At 71.2% G+C, this 21147-nt stretch carries 13 protein-coding genes and 3 pseudogenes; 7 read left to right on the top strand and 9 right to left on the bottom strand.

The features are described from left to right. Positions 1-417 precede the first annotated feature (417 nt). Positions 418-962: pseudogene (locus tag ABZT87_RS29685) on the top strand (IS5 family transposase); the annotation flags it as partial. Between the two features lie 158 nt (positions 963-1120). On the opposite strand, the gene ABZT87_RS29680 reads toward ABZT87_RS29685, so the two are convergent. The 7 genes from ABZT87_RS29680 to ABZT87_RS29650 form a co-directional block, all read right to left on the bottom strand. Further along, on the bottom strand, positions 1121-2974 hold the full coding sequence (locus ABZT87_RS29680; RefSeq protein ID WP_355139644.1) for a hypothetical protein: 1854 nt from the start codon (positions 2972-2974) through the stop codon (positions 1121-1123). 250 nt (positions 2975-3224) lie between these two features. Beyond that, complete coding sequence (locus ABZT87_RS29675; protein WP_355139642.1) at positions 3225-3572, bottom strand: hypothetical protein; 348 nt, start codon at positions 3570-3572, stop codon at positions 3225-3227. A 371-nt stretch (positions 3573-3943) separates the two neighbouring features. Beyond that, positions 3944-4423 (bottom strand): hypothetical protein, encoded by a 480-nt coding sequence (locus tag ABZT87_RS29670; protein WP_355139640.1) that lies wholly within the window; start codon positions 4421-4423, stop codon positions 3944-3946. 625 nt (positions 4424-5048) lie between these two features. Then, positions 5049-6590: a glycosyltransferase family 39 protein gene (locus ABZT87_RS29665; protein WP_355139638.1), complete on the bottom strand. Its 1542-nt coding sequence runs from the start codon at positions 6588-6590 to the stop codon at positions 5049-5051. A 19-nt stretch (positions 6591-6609) separates the two neighbouring features. Further along, positions 6610-7743 (bottom strand): glycosyl hydrolase, encoded by a 1134-nt coding sequence (locus tag ABZT87_RS29660; RefSeq protein WP_355139636.1) that lies wholly within the window; start codon positions 7741-7743, stop codon positions 6610-6612. Further along, positions 7731-9629 (bottom strand): glycosyltransferase family 2 protein, encoded by a 1899-nt coding sequence (locus tag ABZT87_RS29655; RefSeq protein WP_355139634.1) that lies wholly within the window; start codon positions 9627-9629, stop codon positions 7731-7733. The genes ABZT87_RS29660 and ABZT87_RS29655 overlap by 13 nt, the downstream gene beginning before the upstream one ends. Before the next feature lie 109 nt (positions 9630-9738). Then, complete coding sequence (locus ABZT87_RS29650) at positions 9739-10893, bottom strand: glycosyltransferase family 39 protein (protein WP_355139632.1); 1155 nt, start codon at positions 10891-10893, stop codon at positions 9739-9741. Between the two features lie 211 nt (positions 10894-11104). Between ABZT87_RS29650 and ABZT87_RS29645 the strand changes: the two are divergent. Then, positions 11105-11458 (top strand): annotated as a pseudogene (locus tag ABZT87_RS29645) (transposase); the annotation flags it as partial. 240 nt (positions 11459-11698) lie between these two features. Here ABZT87_RS29645 and ABZT87_RS29640 read toward each other — a convergent pair. After that, the gene (locus tag ABZT87_RS29640) at positions 11699-15205 is read right to left on the bottom strand and encodes a BTAD domain-containing putative transcriptional regulator (protein WP_355139630.1); all 3507 of its coding nucleotides are present in this window, start codon (positions 15203-15205) and stop codon (positions 11699-11701) included. Positions 15206-15379: 174 nt separating this feature from the next. On the opposite strand from ABZT87_RS29640, the gene ABZT87_RS29635 reads away from it, so the two are divergent. From ABZT87_RS29635 to ABZT87_RS29615, 5 genes are all read left to right on the top strand, one after another. Further along, on the top strand, positions 15380-17008 hold the full coding sequence (locus ABZT87_RS29635; protein ID WP_355139628.1) for an AMP-binding protein: 1629 nt from the start codon (positions 15380-15382) through the stop codon (positions 17006-17008). After that, complete coding sequence (locus ABZT87_RS29630) at positions 17005-17511, top strand: pyruvoyl-dependent arginine decarboxylase (protein WP_354858590.1); 507 nt, start codon at positions 17005-17007, stop codon at positions 17509-17511. The genes ABZT87_RS29635 and ABZT87_RS29630 overlap by 4 nt, the downstream gene beginning before the upstream one ends. Further along, positions 17508-18923, top strand: a complete 1416-nt coding sequence (gene gntF / locus ABZT87_RS29625) for a guanitoxin biosynthesis pre-guanitoxin forming N-methyltransferase GntF (protein ID WP_355139626.1) — start codon at positions 17508-17510, stop codon at positions 18921-18923. The genes ABZT87_RS29630 and gntF overlap by 4 nt, the downstream gene beginning before the upstream one ends. Positions 18924-19185: 262 nt before the next feature. Beyond that, a complete protein-coding gene (locus ABZT87_RS29620) occupies positions 19186-19944 on the top strand; it encodes a recombinase family protein (RefSeq protein WP_355139624.1) in 759 nt (252 codons plus the stop codon). After that, positions 19832-20737 carry a recombinase family protein gene (locus tag ABZT87_RS29615; protein ID WP_355139722.1) on the top strand — a complete coding sequence of 302 codons (906 nt, stop codon included), beginning with the start codon at positions 19832-19834 and terminating at the stop codon, positions 20735-20737. Before ABZT87_RS29620 ends, ABZT87_RS29615 begins: the two co-directional genes overlap by 113 nt. 324 nt (positions 20738-21061) lie before the next feature. Here the strand turns inward: ABZT87_RS29615 and ABZT87_RS29610 are convergent. Beyond that, a pseudogene (locus tag ABZT87_RS29610) lies at positions 21062-21147 on the bottom strand (IS5/IS1182 family transposase); the annotation flags it as partial.

Genomic DNA, 21147 nt, shown 5'->3' with positions numbered 1-21147 from the left:
CGCCACCACGCCGAGTGAGCGCGAAGGTGTGGTCAGAACCGGTGGAACTGCGACTGGGAAGCGGCGAGGTGGGACCAGTGGACCTTGAGCGACTTGTGACGTACAGCCCTTGGGTCGCGACCGCCGCTGTGGGTCTACCGGTGCTTGCCAAGACGGTGGTCGCACTGATCGTGACGAAAGGCGTCCCACCCCGCGAGAAGGCGGCGATCCTTCGTGCGGTGGGCGACATGTTCCGGCCATGGCGGCGGGGCGGCGATCCCGGATGAGTACGTTGGTGCCGCGGCTGTCGCACCCGGCCAGGGCAAATCACGGAACTGCAATAGCTCAGCGCAGGCTGATCGACTGATCATCGCGAAAGGCTTCCCACCTCAGCCACCGCGTACCGGAACCGTCTGACAGCCTGAACTCGGCGGGCGGCCGGAGCCTGGCGGTGCGCGGGGGCGGTGGCGGGATCACCGGCAGGTCATCAACGGGATTCTGTGGAAGCTGCGCACGGGTGCGCCGTGGCGTGACCTGCCGGAACGCTTCGGGCCGTGGAAGACCTGCCACGAACGGCTGCGGCGGTGGACCGCGGATGACACCTGGGATCGGATCCTCGCCGCAGCGCAGGTCCATGACGACGGCACACCGGTGCAGTGGACGATCAGCATCGACTCGTCGGTCGTGCGGGCGCACCAGCATTCCGCTGGTGCCCGCAAAAAGGGGGGCTCCCTATCAAGTCCGGCGACGCCTGGTGCGCAAGATGGCGAGGCTATCGGTCGATCCCGAGGCGGACTGAGTACGAAGATCCACCTCGCCGTCGACGGACGCGGCCGGCCGCTGTCGATCCTGCTCACCCCTGGCCAGGCCGGCGACAACCCGCAGTTGCTGGCGCTACTGGACGCGATCCGGGTCACGAACCTGGACCCGGACGGCCCCGTAAACGCCCCGACGTGTTGATCGCCGACAAAGCCGGGGATTCAGGGGTGCGCCCATCTCGACCTCAGCCTGGGGATCCGCCCGTCCCGATAGCGCCTCGACCAGACGCTGAAAGCGCCGTTGATCCTCGGTCCGGTACACGGCTGAAGCATGTCATGACCAGGACTGCCGATCCATGATCGGCAGGACACGCCCTAGCCGGTCAGTCGCCGTGGTGGCGGCCGGTGGGGCGGAGTGACCCGTGAGGGCTCTCCCGACCCGGCTCGCTGTCCACCACCGACCTGCCCAGCCGGCTCACCCAGTCGACGAACTCCGCGTCCTGCCTCGGCAGCGGCTCGCGGTCCGGCCGGGTGCCCGCGCCGTCCGCGTCGGCCCGGGATCTGTTGCGCCGGAACAGGCCCAGCCGGCCGCCAGCCCGCTCGCTGGTCCGTTCCGCCTTGACAACGGATGCCGGGGCGGCCGGCGCGGGGATTGCGGCGACCGGAACGGCCCCGACGGGGCCGGCCTGCGGGGCATCGGCCGTGGGCAGGATACCGGCGCGCCGGGCGTTCGCGAGGGCATCCCAGTTCGCGGCCTGGTCCAGGTTGGGCAGGGGCGGCCGGTGCCGAGGTGGGAGAGCCGGTTCGGCGCCCTCTTGCGTGCCGGCCGAGTGGGTTGCCTCGGCACCCGGACCGGGCTCGGTCGAGGACGGCACCCGCCGGGCCGGAACGACTGGCCGAACTGCCTGAACTCGAGTCCGGTCGATCTTCGGCGGCTGGTACATCCGGCCCGTCCCCGGGGCGGCGGTTGCCCCGTCGGGTTCGGTGTTGTCGGCCCCCGCCGTTCCAGAGCCGTCCCCGCCGGGTCCTGCGGGAAGGTGGGCCGCCGTCGCGGGCGCCGGTTGCGATGTCTCCGGCGTGGCGAGGTCGGCCGGTGCGGCGAAGTCGGCCTGTGTGGCGAGGTCGCCAGATGCGGCCGGTGCGGCGGTAACGGTCGGTGCGGCGGTCCGCGTCGCGGAGTCGGCCGACGCACCGTAGCCCAGCGGTTCGGTCGCGGTCGCGTGCGTCGCTGCCATCACGCCGACGAACCTCCCCGTGCCGGCCAGGTCGACGGGCTCCGGCTCGTCGGCCGCGCCCGTGCCTGGCGTCATGGCCCGCGGCACGGCGGGGTCGGACAACGGACGGAGGATGTCGGTCGGCTCGACGACCCGCTCTTCGGAGGTACGCGACAGGAACGGCCAGCGGAACAACGCGGCGGCGGCCGAACCGAGCACGCCGGCGGCGACGGCGAGCAGCGCGCCGTAGTACGGCGTGATCTGGTACCGGTCGACGGCGCCGCCGGGACCGGCGGTCAGGTAGGCGAACGCGATCAGCACCGCGCCGGTCGCGCCGGTCGCGCCGTTGACCAGAGGCGGATGCCTGCACCAACGGGCCAGCCCGCCGGTCGCCGCGCCGACGAGCAGGGCCACCGCTGGCAGAGTCAAGAGAGCCTGGCGGTGTGCCGCGTCGGCGTCGAGCCCGGCCTGCTCCAGCACGCCGATCCGTACGGCGGGCAACGGCCCGGCGGTTGCGAGCGCCGGGACGACCGAGATGAGCGCCAGCAGCCAGACCACGCCGCCCACCGCCGCCATGTTCCAGCCCAGCGGCGGCTTCAGCAGTACGGCGATCGCGGCACCCGCGCCGACCAGCGCGCCGACGATCGCGCAGATGCCGAGGGCCCAGATCGGGTCCACAGAGAAACGATCGGCGGCCTGGGCCGGCCGGACGCAGAGCGGCGCGATGACGGTGGCGCCCAGCGCGGCAGCGGCGGCGATGGCCACCAATCTGCCGGTGCTTTCCAGCACCCCGTATCGGCGGGCCAGTCGTGCGGTGACGACGGTGCCGGCTACTGCGGCGTGTGCCGCGAACCAGCCCACCCAGGCGAGCTGGGCGGGCCACTGGTTGACGGTGGCTCCGGTGGAGACGCCGGTGAGCTGGACGATGCCGAAGCTGAACGCGATGCCGAGCTGACCGGCACCGGCGAGCACGCCCATCCCGAGAGCTGCGACCAACAGGTTGCGCCAGGTGCGAGAGACCATGTCCGGCACCGTACGCACCTTTTAGGCCGATTGTAACCGAAATGCGATATTCCATGTCGGACGGCCGTGCCAGCGGTCATCCCAGTTCGACCAGGTGCGCGACCTACCTGGTGCGGCCCACATCGGTGCGCATGTGGACCGTGCCGGGGTCGCGGGTGGCCGGTCGGCTCGTCGGCGTCGATCACCGCCCCCGGCGTCCTCGCCGCGGTGACGGCGAGGTGAGGACGGCCACGGCCGACGCGGCCCGGCCTCAGAGCCGGGAGGTGAAGGTGGCCAGGAACCGGTGCGGGGTGACCGCGCCGGCGTTGTCGAAGCAGATCACGTCGACGTCGGCGTTGGTGGTGTACGTCCAGGGTTGGGTGAGGTGGTAGTAGTTGCTGCGGCCGCTCTGCGCCACCACCTGGGCGTGCGTCTCCTTGGGGCCGATCTGCGGGAAGGCCGCCAGGAAGCGGCCGGCGGGCGCCAACGGCGCCACCGTGTTCGCGCCGACGCCGGGCATCGAGTTGTCGTTGGTCGGCCCACCGACGGCGGTACCCAGGTAACCGAAGTGCGACAGCGGGCCGAGGGAGCCGATCACCGCCCGCCGACGGTGACTCACCTACGAGACCGAAACGCAAACGGTGCGCGCTGCAGTGGATCTCAGCGCGCACCGTGGGGTTATGGTTCGTGTCCGAGGGGCGACACGACACATTGCCCCACTGCCGATGACGCTCGGCGCAACGCTGAAGCTCGCGCAAGCCTAAACGACGTCTCGTAACTCCTCACTGCCCGATGCTCAGGGGCTCGTTGTGGAGGCTCGGTCGATATCGAGCAAGTCCTGGGTGTTATGTCGGCGATGGCCCTGGCGCAGGAGACGTGGTAGCTGTTGAGCGCCCCGTCTTTGAATGAGGTAGCCGTTCATTTGGGATCGGAGCTGACTGGCGTTGGTGTTGTCCGCCGAGCTGGGCCCGGGCGCGCGCCGAACGCCGGTCAGAGCAGTGTCAGCTCGAAGCACCCCCACCCGTCGCCGGCCTGCGCGACGAGCTTCCACGTTCCGGCGGTCGGCAACGGGATGCCGCTGGGGTACATCGCCTGCCCGGCGTCGTTGGTCGCCAGCGAGCCGGCACTGTAGGTCTCGGTGCGACCGCCGGAGGTCGCGGTCACGGTGAGCGCGGCGTTGAGCTGGGGGCGGGCCGGCAGCCAGAACAGCTTGCCCAGGTCGGGGCCGAGGTCAGGTTGCCATTGCCGGCGATACTCCACGAAGTCCCCGGCGATGAAGTCGCCCGAGCGCACCAGCATGGCGTCGCCGGGCACCGCGACGCACTCGCGCCGGGCGCTGCCGGGCAGGCTCTGCTGGAAGGCCGGCACCGGCGGCGACGCGGCCGGCGAGGCCGGGCCGGCGGCGGGCGGGACTGGTGCAGTACACCCGCAGAGCACCAGTGCCACGACGAACAGCGGGATTGCTCGCACAGCGTTGCCTCTCTCCTCAGGCGGCCGGGGTCCAGATCGAGACCCGGCCGCTCCAACAAGCCACGAGCGTCGCGGTCGTGATGCAATGTGAGCTTCAGGCAGGGCAGGGAGATCGCCACGTCGGAGCCTCATCTTCCACCGCCCGGCCTGCAACCAGGACCGAGGGCTGTAAAACCGAATACGCGGCTCGTGAGGATGCTTGTCAATCCCAAGGTCAATACGGCAAATGAGGCTGAATTTAGTCATGGCCTCACCTACCTCCTGTTGCCGGGTGCTGCGTTCCTTCCCATCTAGAGGATTGCCAACAAGATCAGCGATGCGGTCCGCGGCCGCCTCTGCGTAGGTGACAAGAAGGCTGCTGGTGGGATTTGAGTCTCAGCTCCCGGGATGCATACCGACAGAGCACGGACGGCCCAGGGCGGCACGTCGATGTGACCGACTCTCTTCGCCTCTGCGGTGAAACAGGACGCGCCGCGAGCGCCTTCATCGCGAAGATGCGCGACTGGGCGCCCTGCACACCGTGCGGGATCAGCTGGCCCGTGTCCGGCTTGTCGGCCTGCACGGTCACCGCGACGGGCTTGGCGTCCACGGGTCACACCCACAACCGGACAGGTAGCCCCAGTGGTCACGGACCGGGACGGCGGACCAGCAGCACCAAAGCCACCCCGACGAACCGGTCGGTGCCGGTGACGGCGAACTCGCGGCGGAGCAGCTCGGCCCGGGCGGGCGGGATGCCCTCGTACGGGTCGCCCGCCCCGCCGACGACCAGCCAGATCCGCCGGACGTCGCCCAGGCAGGGAGCGGGATCGACGCAGTCGATCGCCCAGAACCCGCCGGACCGGCCGGGCGGCACGGCGAGGAAAACGTCCCGCGGCGCCGTGCGCAACTGGTACGCCATCGGCAGTGGGGCGCTCCACCCGCGCCAACCGGAGTAGGCGATGCCGTCACCGGGCTCGTACCGCCGGTCGATCACGGCGGCGGCGGCGCGGTAGTCCGCCTCCCCCGGCACCGGGCTGCGTCGGGCCTCCACCTGCCCTGGCAGGCCCACCCCGGCGACGGCCAGCACGGCCGCGCCGAGCACCGCCGCAGGCCCGCCCGCCGGCAGCGCGCGCCGCAGCGCGGCGACCGGCACGGCGATCCCGACCGCCGCCAGCAGCGCCCAGGCGGGCAGCGTGAACAACACGAACCGGGCCAGGAAGAGGTGCACCAGCGGGTGGCTCAGGTAGCAGCACACCGGCGGCGCCACGGCCCAGACCAGCAGCGGAAGGAGCAGTGCGCGCCGCCGGCGCCAGAGCACGGCGACGCCGAGCAGGCCGGTCCCGGCGAACGTCACGGCGACCGGGAGGGAGCCGAACAGCTCCCGGGGGAAGCGGGCGAGCGCCGCCCGGTCGCGGATGATCCAGGAGACCTGGTCGGCCTGCCGGGACGCCGCGTACAGCAGGGGCGCCGCGGCCACGGCGACCACCAGCACGGTGAGCGCCCAGGCCCACCGGGCCCGCCGGGCACCGCCGGGGCGGACCGCCGAGCCGACCAGCAGCGCGTGGGCTGCCAGCACCGTCGCCGCGACGGCGTGCAGGCAGGTCAACGCCAGCAGGCAGCCGCCGTAGCGGACCCACCGCGGCCACGAGGGCCGGTCCAGCGCCCCGACCAGGGCGAGCGTAGCCAGCACGGTGAGGGCGACGACCCAGGCGTACGAGCGGGCCTCCTGCCCGTACCGGGACACCGACGGGATCGCGACGAAGAGCAGGCCGGCGGTGACCCCGACGGTGCCGTCGTACAGCTTCGCGCCGAGCAGGGTGAGCGCGCCGGCGGCCACCGCCGTGCCGACGATGGACGGGAACCGCAGGGCGAGGGTGGAGTCCCCGGCCAGCGCGGTCCACCCGCGCAGGGCCAGGTAGTAGAGGGCGTGGGTGAGGTCCATGTTGCCGAGCAGATGCCGCAGATCCGGCCACGCGAGGGTGGTGGTCAGCCAACTGACCGACTCGTCGAACCAGATCTCGCGGCCGCCGCTGCCGAGGGCCGCGACCGCGAACGCGACGAGACTGACGGGCAGGGCGACGCGGGTACGCGACACCGGCGCGCCCGCCCGGCGCGCCGACGCGGCCGGCGCCGCGCGGCCGGGCGCGGCGGGGTGCCGGTCCGACCTGACGGGCTGGGACACGCTCACGGCGGCGGACGGCCTATTCCTAGACCCGGGTACGCGGCACCATCGCCGGCGACCAGCCGACGTCGTACCGGGGGGCGGCGACGGCCCGGGCGAAGGCCTTGGCGACGGCGGGCGAGCTGACGATCCGCCAGTCGACCTCCTTGCGCGCCTCGAACCAGATCAGGCCGATGATGTCCCGGTGGCCGGACAGCAGCTCGAAGGCCTGCCGGATCCACTCGGCCTTGCGCCCCTTGCCGTCGGAGGCGCCGGTCTCGGTGACGACCAGCGGCTTGTGGGTGAAGCCGCGGATCTCCCGGATCGTCGGGCTGAAGATCGCGTCGAAGGACCGGTACGTCGAGAGCGCCCCGGTGCCGTAGTAGCCGGAGAGCCCGACCCAGTCGACGTAGTCGTCGCCCGGATAGAGCGTGGCGAGTTTCGGGGTGGAGTCGTCCCACCTGACGTTCGGGCTCCACGTCCAGATGACGTTCTGCACCCCGGCGGCCTCGAACACGGCGTGGACGTGCCGCCAGGCCTTGACGTAGTCACCCGGCCGGTTGCCGTTGGCCGTCTCGCACCACGGGTACCAGTCGCCGTTCATCTCGTGGGCGAACCGGATGGCCACCGGGTACCCGAGGGCCTTGATGCCCTGCGCCCACGACCGCAGGTACGGGTCGAAGCTCCCCCGCGTGATCTGGGCCAGCCGGTACCGGGGCTGGTCCGAGCGGATCCTGTCGATCTTGCGGGCGCTGAAGCCCTTCTTGCGGGAGGTCTCGTCCAGCCGGTAGTCCCACGGTTCCCACGCCAGCATCGGCAGCATGCCCCGGTCGCGGATCCGGTCGAAGAGCACCCGGTCGAAGGCCGCCGACGCCCATCCCGCGCCGAAGAGCATCGCCTGCGGCTGACGCTTCGCGGCGGCGGCGAACGCATTCACCGGCGTAAAGTCGTACGGACCCTCGTTCGTCATGACGCCGATGAACGTCTTCCCGGCCGGCGGAAAGAGCACCGGCTCCGGGCGCGGCGGCGGTGCGGGCGTCGCCGGGGCGCTCGGTGCGGCCGTCGCCGCGGCCTCCCCCCGGGCTCCCGACGCCGTGCGCGGCGCGATCACGAAGGCGTACGTGAGCAGCAGCGCGGTGATCAGCGCCAACATGCTCCGCGGCAGGGTCAGCCTCGCCATGGCACACTCCGTTCCGCCGGCACCCGCGTCCTCGGCGGGTGGCGGTCCTCGCTACGGGTACGCGCGGCGGCGCGGGCCGCGTCGTCGCGGTGTCGCCCACGGCGCGTCACACCGGAGACGATGGCGATCAGCGGCGGGCCCAGGCCGGTCAGGAGGGTCAGCACCGGCCAGACCCACAGCAGGGTCAGGCCGTGGTCCAGCAGGAAGCTCGCGCCGAGCACGGCGGCGGCGCAGGCCGCCCAGCCGAAGTGCAGCCGGAAGGTGCCGAGCGACTCGGTGGTGCGCAGCTTCCCCTTGGCCGTCACCACGAACGCGAGCTTGCGCCGCAGCAGCGCGCCGACCGCGGCGGCCACGTAGACGGGACCGGTGAAGAGGGCCAGCGCCATGCCGACCACACCGATCTCCTCCCGTTCGTGCGGGGCGATGTTGAAGCGGCGCAGCCAGAGCCAGAGCGCGAACCAGGTGCCGATGGTGCCGGCCCACAGCACCGACCACACGGTCACGTCGAGCTGGGCCGTGCCGACGCCGGTGAGCAGGTACAGGGCGGTGGCGAGGTTGCCCAGCAGGAGGCCGACGGCGACGCTCGGGTAGTAGAACTGGAGCAGCCGGTACTGCCAGCGGCGCCGCGTGCCCAGCTCGCGCGGTGCGCGCAGCTCGGGGCGGACCAGGATCTCGCAGATGCCGGCCGCCCACCGCTTTTGCTGGTTGAAGTAGTCGGCCCACGAGGTGGGGCCCTCCCCGATGGCCACCACGTCCGGGGTGTAGACGCCCTTCCACCGGTTGCCGGTGTGCGGATTGACGGCGGCGTGGACCCGGATGCTGGTGAGGTGGTCCTCGATGATGGAGTCCTGGTAGCCCCCGACGCTGCGCCAGGCCGCCGGTCGGTAGAGGTGGCCGGTGCCGGTGAGCAGTGGCGCGTCCAGCCCGTTGCCGCCGCGCGCGATGAGTCCGTTGTAGAGGTACTGCTGCACCGACGCGCCGTGCGCGACCCAGTTCTGGTGCATGTTGCCGTAGACCTGCGGGGTCACCACGAAGGCGACGTCCGGGTCGCGGAAGTAGCCGAGGGTCCGTTCCAGGAAGCCGGGCAACGGCACGTGGTCCGGGTCGACGTTGGCGACCACGTCGTAGCCGTGCTCGTGCTCGGCCCGCCAGGCGTTGTGGTTTCCCGACTTCGTCCTGGCCCGGAACTCGCCGCTCGGCTGGTTGTACTCGGGTCGGCCCTTGCGGCTGAAGTGCCGCACCCCGAGCCGCGCGGCCATCTCCTTCACCTCGGGGTCGTCCCCCTCGTCGAGGATCCAGACGTCGACCTGGCCGCAGTAGACAATCTGCCGCATCCGCCGCAGGGTCCGCTCGGCGACGTCGAGCGGCTCCTTGCTGGGCACGATGGTGGTGAGCAGCGCCACCCGCAGGCCGACGGGCGGATCGACGGGGACCGGATCCTTGGCGTGGAACGCGAAGACCCAGATCACGACGTTCTGCGCGAGGCGGATCAACTCCACGCCGACGACCACGCAGAAGCCGAGCCGGGCCGCCGTCGTCTGCCAGCTGCCGATCCCGGTCACGCCGGGCCCCGGCACGTGCGCCGGGAGCAGCAGCCACCCGACGAACAGCAGCCCGGCCGCACTGTTGACGAGAACCAGGAGCGTCAGGATCAGCCGGGACGCGGGCGACAGGGACGGCCGGAACTGGACCGGCGCCGCCACGTGCCCCGGCGCGATCAGCGGTCCGGCCGTCGTACCGCACGCCGCGTAGGCGCGGCGCGCCCGGACGTTGCGCTGCCGACGGTCGGGCGGCTCCGACGACCCTCCGATCGAGGTCAGGGCCGGAGCGACGGCGATGCCCTGCCCGGCGACGGGAGACCGCCGGCTATCGCTGGCGATGACCACATTGCCCCCATGGATTTCTGCCCGACTCGAACTCGACCGGAGCTGATGCTATTCGGACAATTTGCTTAAAGCGGGCTAGTTACGTAAATGACCATGAGCCGCGCTCTCCTCAGCCACCGGCGGGGTGCGCCTCGCGTGCCGTCGCACCGTCGGCGGGTCGCGTCCACAAGTGAACGACCCTCGTGAGATCGCCGGTCGCCCGCTCGCGCCCCCCGGGCGTGGACCGGGCCAGCTGCGCCGGGGCGCCGAGCACCGCGATCGCCACCAGGGCGACCGCGCACCACCGGGCGCGCACCCGCGCCAGCGCGACCGCGCCGAGGGTGGCCCACGCGGGCAGCGTGAAGAGCAGCACCTCCGGCACCCAGACCGGCGTCGCCTGCGCGACCAGCAGCAGACCCAGCGGCGGCACCACCGCCCAGGCGGTGTAGAGGGCGGCGGAGCGTCGCAGCGGCAGGCTGAACAGCGCCAACCCGGCCAGCACGACCCCCAGGGCGGTGACGCCGAAGAGGTTCCGGGGCGTCGCGGCCAGCACGTCCAGAGTGGGCTCCGACCCCCGCGCGATCCCGCCGCCGACCACGCCACTGGGAAGCCCCAGCGCGACAGCCGCGGGGAGCGCGCCGAGGATCGCGACCGCCGACCACCGGCCGACCACCCCGCGTCGGAAGACGAACATCGACCAGCCGTGCCCGGCGAGCAACAGCAGCGCGAGACCGTGCGAAAGGCCCAGCAGCAGCACCGCGGCGCCGTAGCCGGCGAAGCGTCCGACCGTCGGCCGGTCAACCGCCCGCACGAGCAGCAGCGTGGCGAGCACGGCGGCGAACACCGTCAGCGCGTACGGCTGGATCTCCTGCGCGTACCGGGTCGACGTCGGCAGCAGCGCGAAGATCACGCCGGCCAGCAGGCCCACCCGCGGCGTGAAGAGTCGGGCCGCCAGGAGCCCGACGAGGGCCGCGGCGGCGGTGACGGCCACCGTCGACACCACCCGTATCGCCGGGCCGGACGCGCCGAGCACCTCCGCCCACCAGCGCAGCAGCGGCGAACCGGCGAGGCCCGGGGTGCCGCCGCCCGGCGGAGTGGCCACGCCGGCCCGCAGGAGGCAGAGCGCGACCGTCAACAGTGCCGGCACCAGCCAGGCGGTGACCCGCCACCGGCCGGTGTCGGTCGTCGCCTGGGTGACGATCGCGTGGTCCTCACCCCAGGGGTCCTCGACGTCGACCTCCGTCGACGCCAGCCGGGGCAGGACTATTGTGTCCGCGTCCTTCATCGTGTCTCACGCATCTCTGTCGGATCCGGCGGTGCACACCGCGGCGGGGGCGCGCCCCACGGCGACGCGAGCCGGGCGTACGCGCGGCGTGGGCAGCACGCGGCGCAGGACCGGCCGGACTCCTGGATCGGGTACGGGTATCAACTGGAGCATAGGGAACAGAACCGGACAGATAACTCGGATGCGGCATAAGCCCCAAATTAGCGATCAGCCGGACGTTGAGGTCTACCTCAGCCAGCCCGGCCTCGGCGTCGTGCTCGGCGCCCGGGTGCTCGCCGAGTTCGGCGACGACAAGAACCGCTACGCCGACGCGAGAGCCCGCAAGAACTACGCCGGGACCAGCCCGATCACCCTCCATTCCGGCAAGAGGAAGGTCGTGCTGGCCCGATACATCCACAACGACAGGCTGGTCGATGCCCGCGGCCAGCAGGCATTCACCGCGCTGCGCACCTCACCAGGCGCCCGCGCCTACTACGACCAACTCCGGGCCAGAGGCGTCGGCCACCACGCCGCGCTCCGCCAGCTCGGCAACCGCCTCGTCGGCACCCTCCACGGATACCTCAAAACGGGCCAAATGTACAGCGAAGACATCGCGTGGCCGGCGCCGTTGCGTAATCGGATCGGCGGACGTGTTGAACCCGGGTCGGGTCCGCGGTCAGATCGCCTGGGCGAGTTCGGTGAACGCAGCGGCGACCCGCAGAGTGGGCGGGGCGTCGATGGCGGGGAGCCGCGTCACCGCCGGCGAGGATCCCGGCGATGATCACGGTGCCGGCGGAGAACGTCAACGGTGGTATTGCGATGCGGGCTACGAGCCGGTCCGCCGGGCGAGCGCCTGAACTCGGCGCAGGTCCGCTCGGCATCCGGCAAGGCCGAATTCGGCGATCGCTCGCTCAAGGTGCTCAGCCCGGTCGAGCCCGAGGGCTGACCGCTGTCCCGCGATGAGGTGACGGCCGAGTTCGTAATGGGCGCGTGCCAGCTCGTAGGGCATCTGACGTCGCTCGGCGTCGCGGGCTGCCCGGACCCACGCCCGCCGGGCGGGCTCGGCCCGGCCGCCCAGCCATCGGTACCAGCCCAGGCAGATGAGCGCCCTCGGACGGGCAATGGGAAACGTGCGGGCGTAGCGGCGTAACCGGCGCAGGGCGACTGCGGTGCTTTCGCGCAGCTCGGCCGGGTCAGGCTCGCGCGCTCCGCGCGCCGATCGTCGATGCGGATCCGCCAGCTCGAGCAGCGCCAGAGAGACCTCGGCAATGCCGGCGTGCGCCTCGATGGCGTACTGCTCGAACGACGGATGTGGGCCGATCAGGTGGTCGGCGGTGCGGATCGCCTGCCACGCGTCCAACGGCTGCCCGCTGGCAAGGTGTTGGCGAGCCACGGCGGCGTGGAGGCGGGCCGCGTCGATCCTGGCCGCTGCCGGCAAAAGCTGTGCGGCCTCTTCGGACCAGCCTGCCAGCGCCGGGTCGTCGGGGTTGGCGCGCAGGGCCGTCTCGATCAGGACGAGTAGACCCCAGAGGTGTACGACGGGATCGCGGCGTTCTCGGCCGGAGGCCATCGCCTCGGCGGCCGCTGCGGCCGCCTGCGCGTAGCGGGCGGTGAGGTACCGGCTGAATGCGCTGATCAGGAGCACCTCGTCGGCCCACCGGTGCATCGGTGTCCGGCGCCGGAGTTTCAGGACCCGGTCGGCGCCGAGGTCGACGGCGGCCCAGTCGCCGACCCCGGTCCAGTGCAGCCCGCCCACAATGCCGACCCAGCAGGCGGTGAGCGGATCGTTGGTGCGTTCGACGGCGCTGCTCGCGGCGCGAAGGTGGCGGCCCGCGAGCCGGTGCAACCCCACGGTGCCGATCATCATCCCGAGACCAGCCTGCGCCCGCACGATCAGATCGAGGTCCCCGGCGCGTTCGGCAGCGTTCAGCGACGAGATCGACGCGGCGAGGACCGGAAGGTGCTCATCGAGTACCCAGTAGACCTCGGCGATCGTGAAGCAGGCGGCAGCGCGTTCGCGGGCCGCCTCACGCCGGTCCGCACCCCGGGCCACGACACCACCCGGCCGCAGGCCGTGAAGCGTCCGGCGGATCACCTGTGACGCGAGCATCCCCAGTCGTCCCGACGTCGACGTCGGGACGCGGCCGACCAGGAGGTCCAGTGCCCGCTCCAGGTGGTACCGAGCGGCGTTCGCCTCCCCGATCTGCTGGTGCGTCTCGCCGAGCATGCGGTGCCAGCGGGCCCGATGCAGGGGCGCGACGTGACGTTCCAGGGCCGCGCGGAAGAAGGCCTGAGCCTCCCGGAACCAGCCCAGGCGCTGGTACACCGCCCACAGCCGGACCAGGTGAGCGTCGAGCGTGATCGGGTCGGCGCCGAGGATGAGCCATTCGGTGGCGGCCCGCAGGTTCTCCTGCTCCGTTTCCAGACTCGGCCCGCCCTCGGTGCGGGCCTCGCCCGGCGGGGGCAGCAGTGCGACGTGGTGCTCGGCGTGGCGCCACCGGGTCCGCGCCTCCTCCGCGGGGTCCGCGGCCAGGCTCTCGGCCGCGTACTGCCGGAGCAGCTCGTGCATCTCGTAGCGGCCGTCCTCGCCGACCGCGATCAGCGACTGGTCGACGAGGCTGGCCAGCATCGGCAGTCCGGCGCCCGCCACGGCGCCGGCGGCCGCGAGGTCGAAGCTACGGCGCAGCACCGACAACCGCCGTAGGGTCCGGCGTTCCTCGTCGGTCAGCAGCTGCCACGACCAGTCGATCACGGAGCGGAGGCTGCGGTGTCGCCGCTCCACGTCGGGTGCGGTGGTCTCGAGCAGTTCGAGCCCGCTGGCGAGCCGATCGGCGATGGCGGCCGGGGTGGCGGAGCGCACCCAGCGGGCGGCCAGCTCGATGGCCAGCGGCACCCCGGCGACCAGCCGGCACACGCGGCCGGCCCCCGCGGTGCCGTCGATGGCGGGGGAGTTGGGACGCAGCAGCCGGGCCCGCTCCTGGAAGAGCTGCACCGCCTCGTAGCCGGCGGCGTCCGCGTCGGCGCCCGGCGGTGGGTACGGCAGACCTGGCACCTCGACCAGCCACTCCACACCCAGCCCCAGCGGCCGCCGGGACGTCACCAACAGCTGCGCGCCGGGTGCTCGCCTCAGGAGTTCGGCGAGCACTCCCGCGCTGTCGCGGAGATGCTCCAGGTTGTCGAGCACGAGAAGCAGCTCGCGGCCGGCCAACTGCTCGGCGAGCAGGTCCAGCGGTTCGCGGGGCACAGCCAGGTCGATCTCGAGCGCGCGGGCGAGACCGGCGACGACCAGATCGGCGGCCTCGGCCGGCCGGGCCGGGCTGGTGCCAACGAACGACACGAACACCGTCCCGTCACGACGACGCCCCTGCCGATACGCGGCGACCTCTACCGCCAGCCGGGTCTTTCCGATCCCGCCGGGACCCACCAGGGTCACGAGCCGGCACGTGGGATCATCGAGAAGCTCATGCAGGCGCGTCAGCTCCCTTTCCCGACCGACCAGCGCGGTGAGCGGGCGAGGCAGATCGGTCGTCGGCGACCCGGCCGCCAGGGCCACGTCCTGCCGAGCGGCGGACGCGAGCGGGTCAACACCCAGCGCGGTGAACCCACGGGCGGCGGCGATCTCGTCACGGAGGGCAAGCGTGTCCGCCGCCGGCTCGATACCCAACTCCTCCCGAAGGAGATAGCGGCAGGTCTCGTACTGGGCAAGCGCGGCGCTACGCTGACCGCCCACGGCCAGGAACCACATCAACGCACGGTGCGCCTCCTCGTGCAGGCGCTCCAGCTGCAGCAGGCGGCGGGTCACCTCAATCCCGGCGGCAGCATCCCGCCGGTCTCTGGCCCGCTGCACGGCACGGTCCATGAGCGCGAGCATGTCCGCCCGAACAGCGGCGCGCCGCTCGGTCAGCCAATCATCGAAAAGCGGCGCTCCCGGGACGCCGAAACCCTCGAGGAAGTCGCCTCGGCAGAGCCGGACGGCCTCCAGCAGCTCGTCGTCGTCCTGGTGGGCGGCGGCCACCCGGCTCACCTCCGCGACGTCGACCCACACCTGCCGGCTGTCCGCCAGCGCTATGGTCTGCCTGCTCACTGCCACCTGCTCCGGGACGACCCGGCGCAGCTTGGTCAGCACCAGCCGCAGATTGGCCCGGGCCGTCGGCTCCGGAAGGTCGCTCCAGAGCAACCCGGCCAGCGCCGAGCGTGAGTGCGCGGTGCCGGTGACCGCCAGGTAGAACAGGAGCGCCGTCGCCTTGGCGGAGGCCAGCTCCACCAGGGGACGCCCATCCATCGTCAGCTCGGCCCCGCCGAGCACCCGGACACGCAACTGTTGGTTCCGCATAGCCACCACCGTCGTCGTCCGGAACGAACTCTATCGCTTTCCACGCTGCGAAAACGGTCGGGAAACGGTCTGCACACGGCAGCTCCCTACGGTCGGCTCATGAGTGTCGGAACCCGGGCCCACCAGCGGCAACCTGCCCAGGTTGGTGCCGGCGTCAACGGTGAAGGAGTAGCCATGGCCGTTGTTCATCCGTCCCGCAGCGATCTGCCGGACGTCCAGGTCGGCGGGACCACCGTGCCATCGCTGGTACTGCGGCATGCCGCCCGCCTCGGCGACAAGCCGGCCCTGATCGACGGCGCAACCGGCCGCACGATCAGCTACCGGCAACTCGCCACCGGTGTGGAGCGGGTCGCGGCCGGCCTGGTCGCCCGAGGCTTCGCCCCGGGTGACGTGCTGGCCCTCTACAGCCCCAATTCGCCGGAGTTCGCCCTGGCCGCCTACGGGACGATGGCAGCCGGCGGGATCATCACCGGGGCCAACCCGATGCTCGCCGTCGAGGAGCTGGCCGGTCAGCTCGCCGACGCCGGGGCGCGGATGCTGGTCACCGTGCCGCCGTTCCTGGACCGCGCGGTGGCCGCCGCCGAGCGGGCGGGCGTCGAGGAGGTGCTGGTCTTCGGGGACGCGGTCGGCGCAACGTCGTTCCGTGAACTGATCGCCCACCACCACCCGCCGGCGACGCTCGCGGACGACCCCGATCGCGGACTCGCCGCCCTGCCGTACTCCAGCGGCACCACCGGCCTGCCCAAGGGAGTGGAGCTGACCCACTCGAGCGTGGTGACGAACGTTCGCCAGAGCCAGGCGGTGATGGGTTTCCGCGAGGACGACGTGGTGCTCGCCGCGGCGCCGTTCTTCCACGTCATGGGGTTCAATGTCGTGCTGCCGTGCAGTCTGGCGGCCGGCGCGACCGTCGTCACCCTGGCGCGCTTCGACCTCGAAGCCTTCCTTCGGACGATGGAGGAGTACCGGGTGACGGTCAGTATCGTGTCGCCGCCGATGGCGACCGCGCTGGCCGATCATCCACTGGTGGACGACCACGACCTGTCCTCGTTGCGGAGTCTGGGCGTGGGTGCGGCTCCCCTCGGTGCCGATGTGGAGCAGCGATGCGCCGAGCGGCTCGGGTGTGTGGTCAGCCAGGGCCTCGGCATGACGGAAGCCACCGCCATGGTCGCCGTAGGGCCACTCGACCAGCCGCGGCGCGGGTCGGTCGGTCGACTGGTGCCGAACACCGAGGCGCGCGTCGTCGATCCGAACGGCGGTGCCTACCTTGGTGCCGGGCGCGCCGGCGAGCTATGGATCCGCGGCCCGCAGGTCATGCGGGGCTACCGCGACCGTCCGGAGGCCACGGCCGCCACCATCGACGCCGACGGCTGGCTGCGCACCGGGGACCTGTGCTACTTCGACGAGGACGGTTACCTGTACGTGGTCGACCGGTTGAAAGAATTGATCAAGTACGAGGGGTACCAGGTGGCGCCGGCCGAGTTGGAACACCTGCTGCTCACCCACCCGGCGGTCGCGGACGTGGCCGTGGTACCCCGGCCCGACCCGGACGCCGGCGAAGTGCCGGTCGCGTACGTGGTGCTGCGGGGACCGGCGACAGCTGCGGAACTGCTGGCCTACGTGGCCGAGCGGGTCGCTCCCTATAAGCGGCTCCGCGCCGTCCGGTTCACCTCGTCAGTGCCGAGGGCGCCGTCGGGCAAGCTTTCCCGCCGGGTGCTGGTCGAGGCCGAGCGCACCGGATCGGAACGGGCGCGGACAGTGCAAGACTCCCCGCCCGCAGTCCGCGCGGACGGCGGACAGCGATGAACATCCTGGTGGCCGGAGCCGTCGGCCGTGGCCCGACCGAGCTGGCCGCCTTCGACGCCGCGCTGGTGGCGGCCGGTGTCGCCGACCGGAACCTGATCTACCTCAGCTCGGTGTTGCCGCCCGCCAGCTCCGTCGAGCAGGTCGACCGGATCGGCCGTACACCGGGTAGCTGGGGCGACCGGCTGTACTGCGTGGTGGCACGGGCGCGGACGGCGGTGCCGGACGCACAGGCCTGGGCCGGTCTCGGCTGGGTGCAGGACGACTGCGGGCGCGGACTGCTGGTAGAACATGACGCCGACGACGAGGTGAGCCTGCGGGGGCTGGTGACCACGTCCCTGGACGCGCTGTGCCGCAACCGCGGCACGAGCTTCCCGTCGCGTGGCATCGCGGTCGCCGGCGCCCGCTGCACCGGGCGACCGGTCTGCGCCTTGGTGGTCGCGGTGTTCCAGTCGATGGCCTGGGAGCCGGGCCGACGACCGGCCAGAGCGGCGGCACCGGTATGAACGACATCGGTGCGGCTCCGGTGGGCCGGCCGGCGGACCGTGCCCCGACGACGCACCGCAAGCTCTGGAACTGGGTCTTCAGCCTCGTCGCCACCACGGCATCGGCCTACGCGCTGGAGGCGAGCGTGGTGGCGGCCGGCGCGTGCCTGGTCGCGTCCGGCCTGCTCAGCAGCCTCGACCACCGCGGGACGGTGGCGTTTCTGGTCGCCACCTACGCGGTCTGGGGGTTCGGCCTGCGGACCGGTGTGCGGGCGAACTGGACGCTCCTGGCGACGACGGGCACCAGCACCAACGTGTTGTCCAAGGCGTTGTACGACGTGCTCCGGCGCAGGGCGAGCGGTGTCCGCGCACCGCGCCTGGCGGCGGCCCTCGGGTACGCCGGTACCGAGGTCGCCAAGGAGGTGCCCTACTACGCGGGCGCCTTCGGGATCGCCGCCTTCAGCGACTCGATCACCTCGAACGAGGCACTCGTGTTCCTCGGCGGCGCCAACCTGGGCGCCGCCCTGTACGAGTACGGCCTCGCCCGCCTCACCCGAGCCTTCCTGACCCGGCGGCGCCGCCGGTACGCGTCATTCGACACGGACTGGATACCGGCGGAGTACCTCGCCGGCTACTACCGCACCGTCGAACCGGACGAGATCGCCACCATCGCGTTCCTCGTCGAGGCGATGCGACGCGCGGAACGTGGTCAGCCCGTGTTGTTCTTCGGGGTGGGGCCCACCCTGCATCACGTTTTCGCGGCCGCCGAGGTGGCCTCGGAGATCCACCTGGGCGACTACCTGCCGGCGAATCTCAACGAGATCCAGCGGTGGATCGACCGCGAACACGATGCTCACGACTGGCGCCCGTTCGTCCGCTACACCCTGCGGTGTGAGGGGGTCAGCTGCCCGACCGACGAGGACGTGGCGATCCGTGAGGATCTCGCCCGGGAGAAGATCACCGCGCTGATCCGGGTGGACGCCCGGCAGCCCCGCCCGATGGACCGCCGATACGCGACGGTGGTCAGCGCCTACTGCGCGGACTCCGCCACCGCCGACCGGGCGACCTGGCAGTTCTTCATGCGCCACATCACTGGCCTGGTCCGGCCCGGGGGTCTCTTCGTCACCGCGGCCCTGCGCCGCTGCCGCGGTTACACCGTCGGGGAGAAGACTTTTCCCAGTGCGGATGTCGACGAACACGACCTCCGGGCGGTGCTGCGACCCGAATTCGGGCCGCTGGACGGATCAATTGAGGTACGGCAGGTCGCCCGGGAGAGCTCACACGGCTATTCGGCAATCGTCCTGTGCTCTGCCCGCAAGCGTCCCCGGCCACCCCACTTCCGCCGAGAATGCGGCGAGGGCAGCACTCGCCGCATTCTACAATGCCCTCACTTACACGACGTCCTACTTCGGCTGGCCCACCGCAATCATTGATGAACTCACCGCGGAGATCGAGGAGTCCATGCCAACGTTCTTCGTGCTACAGGATTGAGGACGCTCGGTGTGGCGCGCTGTGCGCGGCTGCGCCGATGATGGCGACAGACGTCGCAGCGCCAGTTGCCGACATGGCAGCGGTCAGCGCCCGGAATTGTCACCGGAGGAGGTGTTGGATCTCCTCGGTGCTGGCGGTGGACCCGCGACGCAGCGCCACGTACGCCGGGTCGTGCTGGGCCATCTCGTCGTACACGGTCCGGAGATGGTCCAATGCTTCGATGGCGCCGCCGGGCGTACCGCTGCGCAGGATGGTCAGGTGCCGATGTTCGGCGTCCAGCAGTGCGGCGAACCGGTCATCGGCCACCCCGAGTCCTCCCGCAGCTGGCAACTCAGTCGGGCGACAACCCTCATCCAGCCCCACGGCGGCCAGATCACCGCCGAGTACTTCGACATCGGCCAGAGCCGTTCGCTGCCGTGGCAGCGCCGCCCGCACGCCAGCCGACTTCTCGCCGCGCTCCGCGACCCCAGGCGCGGATTCTCCGCCGTCGTCGTCGGAGAACCCCACCGCGCGTTCTACGGCAACCAGTTCGGTCTCACCGTGCCGCTGTTCGCTCACTACGGCGTCGAACTGTGGGTACCGGAGATCGGCGGCCCGATCAACCCCGAGAATGAGGCCCACGAACTGGTCATGTCCGTCTTCGGCGGCATGAGCAAAGGCGAACGCGACCGCATCAAGCTGCGCGTCCGTACCGCCATGGCCGCTCAGACCCTGCTCGAAGGCCGCTACCTCGGCGGGCGCCCCCCATACGGCTACACCCTGCAGGATCTCGGCCCCCACCCCAACCCGGCGAAGGCAGCCGACGGCAAACACCTACGCGGCCTCACCCCCGACCCGCGGGCCCGCCCCGATCGTCCGCCAGATCTTCCACGATTTCCTCACCGGCAGCGGCCTGTACGCCATCGCCGAAGCACTCACCAGCAACCACGTGCCCTGCCCCTCCGCACACGACCGGGCCCGTAACCCCCACCGCAGCGGCATCGCCTGGTCCAAGAGCGCCGTCCGCGTCATCCTCACCAATTCCCGCTACACGGGCCGGCAGGTCTGGAACAAACAGCGCACTGACGAGGTCCTCCTGGACGTCGATGACGTCGCGCTCGGTCACACCGGAGTGATGCGCTGGAACCCGCGGGACAAGTGGGTGGTCTCCAAAGAGATCACCCACCCACCGATCATCGATGAGGCCAGCTTCGAACAGGCGCAGACGCTGCTCGCACGACACCGGTTGGGTCTGGACCTCCCGCAACGGCAACGCCGCGCCCACAACCCGTACGTCTTCCGCGGCCTGATCTACTGCGCCGCCTGCAACCGGCGGATGCAGGGCCAGTACAACCACGGCGCCGCCTACTACCGCTGCCGCTTCCCCCAGGAATACGCCCTCGCCAACGACGTCTCCCATCCCCGCAACGTCTACCTCCGCGAGGAGACCCTCACCGATCCACTCGACACCTGGCTCGCTACCGCGTTCCACCCCGATCACATCGAGAAAACGATCACCGCGATGGCAGACGCCCAGCTGGGCGACCACCCATCCCCCGCCATCACACATACCACCCCGAAGCGCAAACGGTGCACGCTGAAACCGATCTCAGCGCGCACCGTGGGCCTATGGGTCGTGTCCGAGGGGGGATTCGAACTCTTGTACGCATCACATGTGCACCATTCTCGGGTGCGCATGCCCATAGGTTACGGTACGGCCAGGATTGGCTCAAGACTGACCGCCATAACCTTGCGTAAGTGTGCAGCCGGCAAGTAGGACCCAGTGCGCCACGGCCTGTCTGTTTGACATCGGCGGGCCACCACAAGAGCCGTTTTGCACGCTGGTGAACTTTCAGTCGACTGGCTTTGGCGGCAAGCCATATCGATGGCCTTCTTTCGCTGTTGAGGGCATGGGGCTCACTGCCTTCAGCCGGAACCTGCGCGGGGTTTATTGCATACGTCCCAGCTCATGATCGTGCCGTCGTCGTAGGCGATGATGAGGGCGTCTTGCCACGACATGCTGCGCACTACCCCGCGAGGTATGTCAAGTACGCCGAGAGGCCGTCCCTCTTGAGCGCGCCAGATGTAGAGCGAGCCCTTTTCATCCTGCGTAGCGGTTGGCTTCGACGCGGTGGAGAACGAGGATGGCCTGCACGATCGTGGTCGCTCGGCGTGGGCAGCAGCGCA

This window comes from Micromonospora sp. NPDC005237, from assembly GCF_040607775.1.
Lineage (GTDB): Bacteria > Actinomycetota > Actinomycetes > Mycobacteriales > Micromonosporaceae > Micromonospora.
Note: the sequence above shows the minus strand (reverse complement) of the source record. Positions and strands in the feature narration are given on the sequence as shown.